Annotated in this window: 11 protein-coding genes; 8 read left to right on the top strand and 3 right to left on the bottom strand. The window is 47.5% G+C overall.

Annotated features, from left to right (window positions below):
- The first annotated feature begins 31 nt into the window (after window positions 1-31).
- Both D0S45_14030 and D0S45_14025 read left to right on the top strand, forming a co-directional pair.
- Entirely contained in the window at window positions 32-376 is a 345-nt protein-coding gene (locus tag D0S45_14030; GenBank protein ID TIH13797.1) for a hypothetical protein, read from the top strand.
- A 143-nt stretch (window positions 377-519) separates the two neighbouring features.
- Window positions 520-1,797, top strand: a complete 1,278-nt coding sequence (locus tag D0S45_14025; GenBank protein TIH13730.1) for a serine--tRNA ligase — start codon at window positions 520-522, stop codon at window positions 1,795-1,797.
- A gap of 112 nt (window positions 1,798-1,909) precedes the next feature.
- Here D0S45_14025 and D0S45_14020 read toward each other — a convergent pair whose 3' ends face one another.
- Together D0S45_14020 and D0S45_14015 are read right to left on the bottom strand one after the other, a co-directional pair.
- Entirely contained in the window at window positions 1,910-3,709 is a 1,800-nt protein-coding gene (locus tag D0S45_14020; GenBank protein TIH13729.1) for a methyl-accepting chemotaxis protein, read from the bottom strand.
- A gap of 171 nt (window positions 3,710-3,880) precedes the next feature.
- Window positions 3,881-4,213 (bottom strand): hypothetical protein, encoded by a 333-nt coding sequence (locus D0S45_14015; protein ID TIH13728.1) that lies wholly within the window; start codon window positions 4,211-4,213, stop codon window positions 3,881-3,883.
- Between the two features lie 285 nt (window positions 4,214-4,498).
- Here D0S45_14015 and D0S45_14010 point away from each other — a divergent pair, with 285 nt between their 5' ends.
- Genes D0S45_14010 through D0S45_14000 form a run of 3 tightly spaced genes read left to right on the top strand, consistent with a single transcriptional unit; the run spans window position 4,499 to window position 8,304 of the window.
- Window positions 4,499-5,467 (top strand): extracellular solute-binding protein, encoded by a 969-nt coding sequence (locus D0S45_14010; protein TIH13727.1) that lies wholly within the window; start codon window positions 4,499-4,501, stop codon window positions 5,465-5,467.
- Window positions 5,468-5,470: 3 nt separating this feature from the next.
- Window positions 5,471-7,186: an iron ABC transporter permease gene (locus D0S45_14005; protein TIH13726.1), complete on the top strand. Its 1,716-nt coding sequence runs from the start codon at window positions 5,471-5,473 to the stop codon at window positions 7,184-7,186.
- Between the two features lie 29 nt (window positions 7,187-7,215).
- Window positions 7,216-8,304, top strand: coding sequence for an ABC transporter ATP-binding protein (locus D0S45_14000; GenBank protein ID TIH13725.1), 1,089 nt, complete (start codon window positions 7,216-7,218; stop codon window positions 8,302-8,304).
- Here D0S45_14000 and D0S45_13995 read toward each other — a convergent pair.
- Entirely contained in the window at window positions 8,277-9,707 is a 1,431-nt protein-coding gene (locus D0S45_13995) for a sigma-54-dependent Fis family transcriptional regulator (GenBank protein ID TIH13724.1), read from the bottom strand. The two genes, D0S45_14000 and D0S45_13995, sit on opposite strands and share 28 nt — an antisense overlap.
- 464 nt (window positions 9,708-10,171) lie before the next feature.
- Here D0S45_13995 and D0S45_13990 point away from each other — a divergent pair, with 464 nt between their 5' ends.
- The 3 genes from D0S45_13990 to D0S45_13980 all read left to right on the top strand — a co-directional run bounded on the left by D0S45_13990 (window position 10,172) and on the right by D0S45_13980 (window position 13,737).
- On the top strand, window positions 10,172-10,900 hold the full coding sequence (locus D0S45_13990) for an amino acid ABC transporter ATP-binding protein (protein ID TIH13723.1): 729 nt from the start codon (window positions 10,172-10,174) through the stop codon (window positions 10,898-10,900).
- A 153-nt stretch (window positions 10,901-11,053) separates the two neighbouring features.
- Window positions 11,054-11,875: an amino acid ABC transporter substrate-binding protein gene (locus tag D0S45_13985; GenBank protein ID TIH13722.1), complete on the top strand. Its 822-nt coding sequence runs from the start codon at window positions 11,054-11,056 to the stop codon at window positions 11,873-11,875.
- Between the two features lie 80 nt (window positions 11,876-11,955).
- Window positions 11,956-13,737, top strand: a complete 1,782-nt coding sequence (locus D0S45_13980) for an amino acid ABC transporter permease (protein ID TIH13721.1) — start codon at window positions 11,956-11,958, stop codon at window positions 13,735-13,737.
- Window positions 13,738-13,782 lie beyond the last annotated feature (45 nt).

Below are 13,782 nucleotides of genomic sequence, written 5' to 3'. Positions count from 1 at the left end.
GAAAAGACACCAGAATCATTGGAACTGGATTATCATGCTCGGTTCCCTGCTTGTGCTGTTTATGGCCTTATGGGTGAAATCCGTATTTCTCATTTTGGCATTTATTGCCGGGATAGCTGTTTCCATGCTGGAGCTGCCGGAGCCGACCCCACCTTTTTCGCTTGTGGGTAAAGCCCTTGAGCATGAACGTAACTGGTTGGAATCTCCGTGGGGCTGGAAGAAAGGTTTGCAGGGTTTCGGCATGTGCGCCAGCGTGATATATGTTCTTTTATCCTGCTGGGGGGAGAGCGTGATGACTCTGCTGCTTCTGGTGGGGATTTATGCGAATATCGCTTGTGTTTATGGAAATAAGCGCATGGGAATTGATGATTTGTAGGGATTTTATGCAAATTGATGCAAGAATACCCTTTATTAGTGTGCTGAGATTAGCTACTAGTGTTGCGTCCGTCAGGATCTGATTTTTCGCAGGCAATGGCTTGAGACGAGCCTTTTTTATATAGATGATATCAGGAGAATGAAATGCTCGATTTGAAATTTGTACAGAACAATCTGGATGTAGTTCGCGAAAGCCTCGAAAAAAGAGGTTCCAAGCTCGATGTTAATGAATTTAGTGAGCTGGATTCCCGCCGCAAGTCTCTCTTGCAGGAAGTGGAGGCTCTCAAGGCCGAGCGTAACTCTACTTCTGGCGAAATTGCCAAGATTAAAAGAGAAGGGGGCGATGCTTCAGAAATTATCGCCCGTATGGGTGAGGTTTCAGGCAGAATCAAAGCCCTTGATGAAGACCTCAAATATATAGAAACCGCAGAACGTGAATGGCTTGTTTCCGTTCCCAATATGCCGGACGAGTCCGTTCCTTTCGGTAAAACCGAGGACGACAACCCGGTCATCCGTCATTGGGGCGAAAAACCTGAATTTGAATTCACTCCCCGTGAACATTGGGATCTGGCAGTTGAGCTGGGCGGTGTTGATTTCGAACGCGCAGCCAAGTTGACCGGAGCGCGTTTCGCAGTACTCAAGAAATGGGGTGCCAGACTGGAAAGGGCGCTGACTTCTTTCATGGTTGATGTTCAGACCATGGATCACGGTTATACCGAAGTGATTCCCCCTTACATTGTAAATCGCGATTCCCTGTTCGGTACCGGACAGTTGCCCAAGTTCGCCGAGGACCTCTTCAAGCTGGAGGACTGGGAATATTTCCTGATCCCTACTGCGGAAGTTCCCCTGACCAACCTGCACCGTGACGAAGTGCTCACAGAAGATGATCTTTCCGTTGCTTACTGCGCACCGACTCCCTGTTTTCGTTCCGAAGCAGGTTCTTACGGTAAGGACACTAAAGGGCTGATCCGTCAGCACCAGTTCCACAAAGTTGAGATGGTTCGCTTTGCGCATCCGGATAAATCTTTTGATGATCTCGAAAAAATGACCGGACACGCCGAGGAAATCCTCAAGCGTCTGGGACTGCATTACCGGGTCATCACCCTGTGCACTGGCGACATGGGCTTCGGCTCCAAGAAGACCTATGACATCGAAGTATGGCTGCCCGGTCAGGACAAGTTCCGTGAGATTTCTTCCTGCTCCAACTGCGGGGACTTTCAGGCCCGCCGCGCTAACATCAAGTTTCAGCCCAAAGACAGCAAGAAAAAGCAGTTCGTTCACACCTTGAACGGTTCCGGTCTTGCCGTGGGACGTACTTTTGTTGCTGTAGTGGAAAACTACCAGCAGAAAGACGGTTCTATTCTGGTTCCTGAAGCTCTGCGGCCTTATATGGGTGGATTGGAAGTTATTACCGCTGATTAGGTTTATTCCTCTCGCAGAAGTTTTTATTTATGATGGTCATAATTAAAAAGGTCCGTTGGTCACTCAACGGACCTTTTCTTATTGTGTCTCCGGGAGATTCTTTTCGTCTTGCCTAAGCCCTGCTTTCAATGGTGGTCATTTTGCCGTCGGCCATGCCTGCGATGATCTTACTGAGGTCACTGGTCAGATCCTGTAATTCTGCTAACGGTGTCAAGGCTTGGGACATGCCCGTGTTAATATTAGATGCAATGTTAGTAATGTCTTCTGCTGAGTTGTTAATTTCAGTGCTGGCAGCGGATTGCTCTTCGGCTGCAGTGGCAATTGCCTGAGCTTGATCTGAATTGCGTTCGACCAGATCCAGTATTTCTTCCAAAGCAAGTCCTGCATCGACGGCAAGGTTTGTGGTTACCTGGACATTGTTCGTAGCTTTCTGCATTTCGTTTACACATTGAAAAGTGCCGGATTGAATATTTTTAACTGCATCGCCGACTTGTTTGGTAGCATTCATGGTTTTTTCTGCCAATTTTCTCACTTCATCCGCAACAACTGCGAAACCACGTCCAGCCTCACCTGCCCGTGCCGCCTCGATGGCAGCGTTGAGTGCCAGTAAGTTGGTCTGATCCGCGATGTCGGTGATTACTCCCATGATACTGCCGATGTCTTCGGCTTGTGTGCCAAGGACATTGATGCTGTTCAATGTCTGCTCGGACAGGCTGCTCACTTTACGGACAGATTCGGATACTTCATTTACGATATGTGTACTAACTTGAGTTTTGTTTTGTGCCTCCTGTGCCTGCTCCGCAGCGGCTGAGGCATTGCGGGCGATATCGAGTATGGTCGCGTTCATTTGCTCCATGGATGTTGCTGTCTCATTTGTTCGGTCTTGCTGGGTGCTGACCCCGGACCGGACCATGTCTACCTGATTGAAGAGGGTGGATGTTGCGTTTTGGATTTTGTCAGTAATGATTGTCAGCCGTTCTGCTGCAGAGATTAGGGCTTTGCTCTGTGCCTGGGCTGCCTTTTGAGTTTGCAGTTCCATTTCGTTTTTGGCCTGAGTAACTTCTTTTGTTGCCTGAGCTGCTTTGGCTGCTTCAGTTTCTGCTTCAGTCATTTTTCTCATGACCGTGTGGATCATTTTTTCAATGCTTTTCTTAAGAATGCCAAGCTCTCCACCATATTTTCCGTTCAGTGTTGCTTCGAGGTGTCCCTCAGCTATAGTGGAAGAATAGCGGGTTAATCGATTCAAAGGTTTTAATGTAGATCTGAGAATGTAGGCGGCTAGGATAATGGCCATTATGAGGCCGAATGCAACCCAGGACATGGTGACCAGAGAAGCTGTTTTTGAGTCAGCAAGGGAGGCTGCGGTAACGCTTCCGATAAGTGTTGTTGCCCGTTTTTCTATTGTTTTGGCCGCGTTTTCAAATGCATAGACATTTTTTTTAAATGGCTTCATCATGCTGTTTGCCTTTTGCGGGGTGAGAGATAGGTTAACTTTCAAAACTTTATAAATTTCGAGTAGTCCTGACTTATATTTTAGGTATGATTTTTCAAGCTCAATCGTTGTTTCGATCTGATCAGCTAGTTCTGGGATAGTTTTCATCATAGCTTTGAGGTCGGTTAGTTTTTGTAGTAAAATGTCTGATTCTTGATTGAATTTATTAACATACTTAGCTTGTTTTTCAGGTTTGCCGATGTTGAGGAATATATCTTTTTCGTAACGCCGATGGTTTAAAGCATGTATACGCAGGTCTTTGGTTAACTTGATCAGCGGAACGCACTCTGTGCCTAATTGAGAAATCCGGTCGCCGTTACGTGTTGTTTCGTAATATCCGGTTATTCCGACACCTATGAGTAATAAGACCAACATGCCAAAGCCAAAAATCTGTTTACCTTTGATGCTTGTTAGAACCATGGTTTTCCTCTTCTGGATATAAGTTTGAGTGATATTGGCTCTGATAGTTATATTTGTAGTGTTCTTTATTCAATGTGGAGCTATAAAATGTAACAAAATTATAATAGGATGTTTTGGAGTGTTGTCATTCGGGAGTAATTTGATTTTCTTATTGCATCATGATTTGAGTAATTAAAAACGGACCAGCCTATGTTTTTTATAATCATTAAGCTTGTTACGCAGAGTTCGTATTGAGATGCTAAGCCGCTCGGTGGTCTTGGTGCGGTTACCGGAGCTCTGGTTGAGGTTTTTGATTATCAGCTTTTTCTCTATTTCGGAAAGAGGTATGGCTGCGAAATACGTGAGATTTCTTCCTGCTCCAACTGCGGAGATTTTCAGGCCCGTCGTGCTAACATTAAGTTTCAGCCCAAAGACAGCAAGAAAAAGCAGTTCGTTCACACCTTGAACGGTTCCGGCCTTGCCGTGGGACGTACTTTCGTTGCCGTAGTGGAAAATTACCAGCAGAAAAACGGTTCCATTCTGGTTCCCGAAGCTCTACGTCCTTATATGGGCGGATTGGAAGTTATTACCGCAGATTAGTTACAGAAAATTATAGAATTAAGAAGGGCAGTCCGGAAACGGGTTGCCCTTTTTTTTGGCATAGAATCTGGGTTACATTATTGTTTATATTATCAAGATGACACGTTGATGTTTCCGTAATGCTTCTATATCGTGACACTCGCTGTTGAAATTTCTGCTCTAGATGAGTTGCATTTTAAATGTTCTTAAATCCAGTTTCAGGAGTGAGTTATGAAAAAGATCGTATTGTTGGCTCTCGTAGCCGTATTTTGCGTAAGTTCTTTTGTCCATGCGGGTGAAAAGCTTGTCGTTTACACATCCCAGCTTGAGCAGGATGCCCAGCAGACAGTGGAAGCTTTCAAGAAAATAAATCCCGGTATTGATGTAGAATGGACCAGAACAGGCACCACAGCGCTGATGAACAAATTGCGTGCTGAATTTGCTGCAGATAATCCCCGCCCTGATGTTATTCTTATCGCCGATATGGTGACTATGGAAGGTCTGAAGAAAGAAGGACGCCTCTTGGCATACAAGGATGCCCCGGTTAAAGGGTATGATAAGAAACTTTACGATAAAGATAATAGCTACTTCAGTACCAAAATTATCAGTACCGGAATTGTTTACAACGACAAAGCTCCTTTCAAACCAAAATCCATAAAGGACCTTGAGCGTCCTGAAGCAAAGAACCTTGTGATCATGCCCAGCCCTCTTTATTCCGGCGCGGCTGCGGTGCATATGCATACCTTGACCCAGAATTCAGAACTCGGCTGGGATGTTTATAAAAAATTATCTGAAAACGGCGCAGTAAACAGCAAGGGGAACGGCGGGACCTTCAAAGCTGTTGCTAGTGGCGAAAAATTGTATGGTTTCTGCATTGATTTCCTGCCTATTCGCAACAAGATTAAAGGTTCCCCGGTAACTTTTATAATTCCTGAAGAAGGAGCCAGCGCAGTGACCGAACCTGTTGCTATTCTTTCAACTGCCAAAAACCCCGCAGGCGCGAAGAAGTTTGTTGATTTCCTGCTTTCCGATGCTGGTCAGAAACTTGCTTCCGCACAGGGCTTCATGCCTGCCAAGTCTGGTGTTACACCACCTGAAGGTTTTCCCGCGAAGATCAAACTTATGGATCTTGATACTGCAAAAGCCCTTGCTCAGGATAAGAAGAGCAAAAGAAAATTCGTCAAGGTCTTTGGTGGTTAATTCATGATTTTAAGTAAAGCCGTCCGGGCCGGGGTACTCCCGGCCCGGGATAGCGGTCTCGCAATTTTTCTTCCGGTATTTATATCTGTGTGCATCCTTTCTTTGATGCCCACCGTCCGTTTATTACTCGAATCTGTGGTTTCGGATGGTTCCTTCAGCCTTGATGTGCTGCGGGAAATTATGGATGAGTCCGGCACTTGGAAAGCCTTCCGGCATACTCTTTTTGTGGGCGGATGTGCTACTGTGCTTGCTACCGTGCTCGGTTCGGCCATGGGGTTATTGGTGGGGCTTACTGATATCCGCTTTCGCAAGCCTCTGACTTTTTGTTTCATGATGCCCATGATGATCCCACCGCAGATCACAGCCTTATCTTGGATTCAGCTCTTCGGACCGTCCAGCGTTCTGTTGAACTGTCTGGGAATTGCTCCCGCTCCGGGAACTCCTCACCCTATGTATTCCCCTTTCGGGATAATTCTATTGCTAGGCATACAGCAGGCTCCGCTCATATTTCTTTCGCTTAAGGCCGGGTTATCTGCCATGCCCCGTGAAATGGTTGAGGCCGCGCGGGTGTGCGGTGCCGGTAATGGGCGCGTCTTGCGTGACATTGTCCTGCCTTTGATGACCCCGGCTTTGACAGCTGGAATGGCTTTGGCTTTTGTCTCTTGTATCGGCAATTTCGGTATACCGGCCATGCTTGGCATTCCCGCTGGATACACGGTTTTGACCACACTTATCTATCAGCGCTTAGCTATGTTCGGACCAGAGGTTATTGCCGAAGCAGCTTCCCTTTCGGTGTTGATCAGTATGCTGGCTTTATTCGGTATCTTGCTTCAGTCATATATGCTGAACCGTAGGGATTACCGTCTTGTGGGGGCTCCTTCAGAATTGCTCAAGTACCGTTTGGGTAATTTTCGCGGTCTGGCTGAGTCCGTGAGCTGGCTGGTCATCCTGCTGATACTCGTGGTTCCACTGTGCGCATTGTTTTTCTCTTCGTTGATTCCTTCCTTCGGAGTGAAATTAACTAGTGAAACCATGACCTTTTCCAACTATGCTCATGTGCTTTTCGAGCATGACGCAACCACGCGAGCCTTTATCAATAGTTTCTCCCTCGCGGGGGGCGCGGCAGTGATTCTTTGCCTTGTCGGGATTCCGCTGGGTTATTTTCTGGTCTGGCAGAAGAATTCGTTACTCCGGTTTATTAGCCCGCTAATGGAACTTCCTTATGCCTTACCCGGAGTAGTGTTGGCTATCGGCTGTATTTTGCTGTTTCTCAAGCCAATCTTCGGTATCAGCATTTACGGGACGGTCTGGATTATACTTGTCGCTTATCTGGCCCGCTTTCTGCCTATGGGGTTACGCCCTGTGATTGGTGGGTTTGCCCAGACTGACCGGGTGTTGGAAGAAGCTGCTCAGATGTGCGGGGCCGGTTTTTTACGGCGCATGAAAGATATCATCGTGCCTTTGATTCTGCCTGCTGCGGCTACCGGGGGGCTTTTCATATTTTTGGCTGCATTTAATGAACTGACTGTTTCCGTGCTGCTTTGGACTTCCGGTTCTGAAACGCTGGGCGTGGTTATCTTCAATCTTGACGAGAGCGGTAACGCTGTGCTGGCTTCGGCGGTTTCCATTCTGGTCATTATGGCAGTTCTGATCTTGATGACCATACTTTCTCTTATTGGGCACAAAGCACCTAAAGGTGTGATTCCGTGGCAGGACTAATCAAATTTTTACTATTTGCGGATGGTTAAATGGCTGAAGTTGTAATTGAAAATATTGTTAAGAGTTACGGGGATACTATCGCCCTTGATCATGTGTCCTTGAACATCAACGACGGAGAGCTTGTTTCCGTGCTCGGTGCTTCCGGTTGCGGAAAGACGACTCTTTTGCGCGTGCTGGCAGGGTTTGAAGAAATTGATTCCGGTCTGGTCCGGGCCGGGAAACATGTTTTTTCTTCCGGTGCAATTCATGTCAGCCCAGAGAATCGCAATGTGGGTGTTGTCTTCCAGTCTTACGCCTTATGGCCGCATATGAATGTGGCTGAGAACATTGGTTATCCTCTGAAAATAAAAGGCAAGAAAGGTAGTGTTCTTGACTCCGCAGTGCGCGTTGCTCTTGAATCTGTAGGGCTTTCCGGCATGGGCGAACGCAATCCTGCGGATCTTTCCGGCGGGCAACGTCAGAGAGTTGCTTTGGCCCGCTGCCTGATTATGGCCCCGGATGTGGTGTTATTGGACGAGCCGCTGGCAAATCTTGATGTGCATCTGCGCGAATCCATGCTCATGGAATTTAAATCTTTTCACGAAAAGACTAAGGCGACTATGCTTTTCGTCACTCATGACCAGTCCGAGGCCATGGCAATTGCTGACCGTATTGCGGTTATGGATGCTGGCCATATTGTGCAGTTTTCTTCCCCGCAGGAACTTTATGATTGTCCGGCAACGATGGGTGTTGCTCGGTTCGTAGGTAACGGGTCTGTTATTCCGGTACAAGTTGGCAGAACCGGTGCTGGAGAATGTGAGCTTCTAATTGACGATTATGTGTTCAGTGCTCGTCACAACGATGCCGAAACTGGGCAGAAGGGTTTTTGTGCCCTCAAGTGTGGTTGGGTAAAACCGGGGGAGAAGGGGATATCCTGTACAGCTAAGCGCAGTATTTACACCGGAGGACAGACTCACGTGGAATTACATCTGGATTGTCTTGGCGAATTGTCTGAATCTCTTAATTTATGTCTGCCCGGATTTGCCCATATGGAGTGCGGGGAAAAGGTCGCGGTCGAAATTATAGACGGATGGTTTCTTGGGCAAGAATCCTACAAATCCAGCCCTTGCTTCTTATAATCATTAAGCTTGTTACGCAGAGTTCGTACTGATATGCCCAGCAATTCGGCGGCCTTGGTACGGTTGCCGGAGGTCTGGTCAAGGCTTTTGATGATCAGCTTTTTTTCCATTTCGGAAATGGGCATGACTCCGAATTCGGCTGCTATGCCGTCTGCGGTTGCAGGCTGATTATCCTCTGGGGGGGCTCCGTCACCTATATGCGGTTCATCCGGCATCCAAGCGTCTGGATCATTGAGGAAATGTTTGGATTCAATGGGACCTGCGCCAGCCAGAAGTACTGCCCTTTCCATGAGATTCTGCAATTCACGCACGTTACCGGGCCATTCATAATCCAGCAGCCATTTCACTGATTCCTCGGAAAAGGCGAGGGGCGCGAGGCCGTATTCTGTGCAGTATTTGTTTACGAAAAATTTTGCCAGTAAAAGGATATCTTCCCCGCGCTGGGCGAGGGCCGGAAGTTTGAGCGGAATGACGTTCAAGCGGTAGAAAAGGTCCTGCCTGAATTTGCCTTCCTTGACGGTTTCTTCAATAGCCCGGTTGGTGGTCGCCAGTACGCGCACGTCAACCTTTACGGTCTCCACTCCGCCCACGCGGTCTATTTCACCTTCCTGTAAAACTCTGAGCAGCTTGGCTTGCAGTCCCAGTTCCATTTCAGTGATTTCATCAAGGAGGATGGTTCCGCCGGAAGCCAGTTCGAATTTACCGAGCTTGCGATTGATAGCTCCGGTGAATGCTCCTTTCTCATGTCCGAAAAGTTCTGATTCCAGCAGGTGCTCAGGTAGTGCGGCACAGTTGATGGCTACGAAAGCCTTGTCGTTGCGGTCAGAATGGTGGTGCAGGAAACGGGCGAACATCTCCTTACCAGTTCCTGATTCACCTGAAATAAGTACTGTGGCCTTGGATTTAGCCACTTGCTTGGCAAGACCCAGAACGCGGGCCATGGCCGGGTGCTGCCCGATGATCTGGTAGCGTCCCTGAGTTCCCTTCTGTTTTGACTCGGCATTTTTTTCTGTCGTGCCAAGCTGGTCCGGGGCGGGCATGGATGATGGTTTTTCATCGGGAAGCATGAGTTTTATCTTTTCCCATGAAAGCGGCTCCAGCCAGTAGTCACGGGCACCAAGCTCCATGAATTTTTGGGCCTCGTCAGCGGAACCGTTGCGGGAAAAGATCACCACGGGTGGGAAATTTTCAATATTTACAGCTTCGGCCAGAAGTGCCTGAGCAGAATAGCCCTGCATAATCGGCCTTGTAAAAATAAGGCACGGTTTTGACTTTTTGATAAAATTGACCGCTCCGGCAAGATTGTCGGCCAGTCCAGCTTGAAACCCCGCTTCTTTAAGCGGGGAAAACACGGACGTCACGGACTGGGGTTCGGCTATGAATAGTAATGTACTCTCAGGCATGTAGATTCCATATATCTAAGTGAGAACCTTTTCAACTACATATATATTATTAAGGCCGATAAATTAAGGCTAAAACTGCAAAACAGCACAAATAAGCAATTTTGAGATGCTGTATTTCTGTCTCTCATGGATGAAATCCTTTAGAATCAAGACGATTTAAAGGTTGGGTTGCGGATTTATCAGCTTTCTTTCATATTGATTAGAAAGGAATTATTATGATCAAAACGCAAGAAAGTTAAAAATAATTTCGATTTTCGAAATCAACAATATTGTGTGGAGTTGGTTTTTATAGGAAAAAACAGGCATGTTTTTAACAAAAATGACTTTTCGTAAGATAGATAATTCGCGAAACGCTAAAAAAAGAAGAGTTCATCCAAAATGAGGGTGGACTTGCCGAATTTTGTTCCATTTGGTACCCGTTTTTTTTGAGCTTAGAACAATTTTTTTACGGGATTTGTACAAAAGTGATAAAGTTTAACAATGTTAATAAATACTACGGTGACTATCACGCCTTGAGGGATCTTAACCTTCATATTAAAAAAGGCGAAGTAGTTGTTGTCTGCGGACCTTCCGGGTCTGGCAAGAGTACCATGATTCGTTGTATTAACCGTCTTGAACCTATTCAGGAAGGTGAAATATTTGTAGAAGATATGGATGTGAATGGAACGAGAGTAAACTTGCCCCTGCTGCGTGCGGAGATCGGTTTTGTCTTTCAGTCCTTTAATCTCTATCCGCATATGACGGTTTTGGAAAATATTATACTCGCACCGACCATGGTCCGGAATATGAAACGCAAAGATGCCGAAGATCTGGCCATGGAACTTCTTTCCAAGGTCAATATCCCGGACAAGGCCGGAGACTATCCTTCCCAGCTTTCCGGGGGGCAGCAGCAGCGCGTGGCAATTGCCCGAGGTCTGGCCATGCGTCCTAACATCATGCTTTTTGACGAACCCACATCCGCTCTTGATCCGGAAATGATCAACGAAGTTCTGGATGTAATGAAGGCTCTGGCCCGCGAAGGCATGACCATGGTCTGCGTCACCCACGAAATGGGCTTTGCCCGCGAGGTTGCGGATCGGGTCATCTTCATGGATGAGGGTTCCCTCATTGAGGAAAATACCCCGGAAGAGTTCTTCCACAATCCTCAGCATGAGCGTTCTAAGCTCTTCTTGAGCAAGATCCTTTCGCATTAGGTAATTCCCCACCTTTAATAGGGTGGGTGTATATAGTGAGGTGATTGCCTGTAAATATGTGTTTACAGGCTCAGTATCAGGAAGCTTGCGGTTTCCGGTGTCGGGGATCGCTCTTTTGTATACTCTTTGTCTATTTCCACGCAGGAGGAAAGAATGAAAAGGTTTATGATTTTGGCTCTCGCAGCCGCTCTGGTTATGGCTTTCGCTGCAACTGCTTTTGCAGGTGCCACCTATGACAGAATCATGAAAGACAAGGTTATCCGTGTCGGTATCATGACTGACTCCATTCCCGGTGCGTTCTACAACGCCAAGAAAGAATGGGTTGGTTTTGACGTTGATATCGCTAACGAAATCGCAAAACGCATGGGCGTGAAAATTGATCAGGTTCCTGTCAGCAACAAGACCCGTATCGGTTTCCTCCAGCAGGGTCGCATTGACATTTCCGTTTCCAACATGACTCACAAGCGCTCCCGCGATAATTCCATCGACTTTTCCATCACCTACTTTTTCGACGGTCAGAAGATGCTTGCTCCTAAAGGCAAGTTCTCCACCCTCAAGGATTTCGTAGGCAAAAGAGTTGCTGTTATGCAGGGTACTACTTCCGAGCTTAACGTTAAGAACCTGCTCAAGGAACTTGGCGATGCTGCTCCTAAAGTTATCTCCTACCAGAAAGAGTCCGAGTGCTTTCAGGCTTTGCAGATGGGTCGCGTAGACGCATGGTCCACTGACTCCACCATCCTGCTCGGCTACTCCGCACAGGTTCCCGGTAAATACGAACTGGTTGGTGACTTCTTCTCCAACGAGCCTTACGGCATCGGTCTGGTTGAAGATGATTCCAAGCTCCGCGACACCGTTAACTTCACCCTTCAGGATATGTGGAAAGACGGTTCTTACGAAAAGATCTACAACAAGTGGTACGGTCCCGATACCAAGTACTACTTCCCCCTTACTGAAAAAATCGAAATGTGGCCCTAGGCTTCTTTTGATATGCTAGACAGGCGGGGTCCCGTGGCCCCGCCACTTTTAAAATTGAAGACAAAGAGAAAGTTTCTGCAATGATCAATCGCTATCTGGAAAAAACTTGGGTTCAGTATTTATGCCTCGCCACTGTGACCGCTATACTGGTCTACTATTTTGGCTGGGTCTTCGACTTCGGCTACAAATTCGATTGGTCGGTATTGTATAAAGAGGACCCTTCTTACGGTGAAGTGCTGGGCGGTATGCTCGTCACCGGGTTGAACCTGACGGTCAGTATTTCGCTCATGAGTTCCGCTATTGCGTTGGGACTCGGTATTCTTTTCGGATTGGGGAGGCTCTCGCAGTTCAAGCCGGTCTATTATTTCAGTACCTGTTATGTTGAGTTTTTCAGAAACACACCGCTGCTGGTGCAGCTTTTCTTCTGGTATTTCGCATTGCCCATGGGTTTGCCTGAAGGAATCCGTAATTTTCTTTTTGACCAAAATTTCGAGATGCTTGCCGCTACTGTGGGACTCGGCATCTACACCAGTTCCTTTATGGCTGAGGTTATCCGCGCCGGTATCCAGTCCATTCCTAAAGGGCTGCTGGAAGCGTCCTATTCATCAGGACTTACCCCGTTTCAGACCCTGACCAAGATTGTCCTGCCGCTGGCCTTCAGGGCCATTATCCCGCCGCTGGGCAGTGAGTTCCTTAACAACATGAAGAACTCGTCGCTGGCTATGGTCGTGGGTGTTCCTGAGCTTTGCTGGGCCTCGCAGCAGATTGAGGGCATGACCTTTAAAGGCTTTGAAGCAACCACCGCTGCCACGGTTGTCTATCTTTCCTTGTCCCTGACCATTGCCGGTCTCCTGACTCTCGTAAACTGGAAGTTGCAGATTGTTCCGGTTAAGGATCGCACCATGGGGCATAAGTTTGCGCACCTGCTTTTCTGGCCCTTTGAAGCCCCGTTTGCTTTTGTGGCAAAAATGCACCGCAGGATGAAACGCAAGCGCCAGGATGATTTCAACCTTTCCCGGGCACAGGCTGCGCGCAAGGCTTTTCTGGCTAAACTGTCCAAGGTGTTCGGTTTTATCTGGAAAGCGACTTTTCTGATCTGTTTGGCTTTTCTACTTTTTTCCGCTGTTTATGGTATTTCCAAGTTTAATTTTCAGGTCATTGCAGACAACATCGGGACCTTACTCTGGTGGAGATTTCCCCAAGGTGATCCCAATGAAATTCTCTGGGGACTGGGCGGTTTGTCCTTCTCCATCATCATGTCGGTGATCGCAATTTCGGTAAGTTTCTTTATCGGACTCATTGTGGGTGTCGGGCGTACTTCCAAGAATAAACTCTTCCTGATTCCGTCCACCCTGTATATTGAGCTTATTCGCGGAAATCCGCTGATCATGGTCATTTTCTGGATTTATTTCTTTATCCCCATCCTGACCGGGCATTTCCTGAATGTATTCTGGTCGGCTACAATCGCCCTGACTGTTTTTACCGGGGCCTATCTGGCTGAAATCGTCCGTTCCGGTATTCAGAATCTGCCTCCCGGACAGTTTGAGGCTGCGGTCTCAACCGGGCTGACCTACTGGCAGGCCATGCGCAAGATAATTCTGCCGCAGGCCCTGAAGCAGATGCTCCCGGCCATTGTGGGCCAGTTCATCGCCATCTTCAAAGATACCTCGTTGGCCTTTGTTATCGGTGTTCTGGAGCTGACTTTTGTTGCTCAGGGATTGAACAACAGACTCATGGTCTATCCCTTTGAAATTTATACCACCGTCGCATTTTTGTACTTTATTTGTTGCTACCTGATGAGTCTCGTGGCAAGACGACTCGAACGGAAACTGTCCACTGAGACTTTCCGCCTGCAAATGTAATTGATCTCCCTCCCTCTGTCTTACGGGGGGAGGGTTGTTGACATA

Origin of the sequence: Marinifilum sp. JC120 (assembly GCA_004923195.1) — a bacterium.
Lineage (GTDB): Bacteria > Desulfobacterota > Desulfovibrionia > Desulfovibrionales > Desulfovibrionaceae > Maridesulfovibrio.
This window is presented reverse-complemented; position numbering and strand designations above follow the sequence as displayed.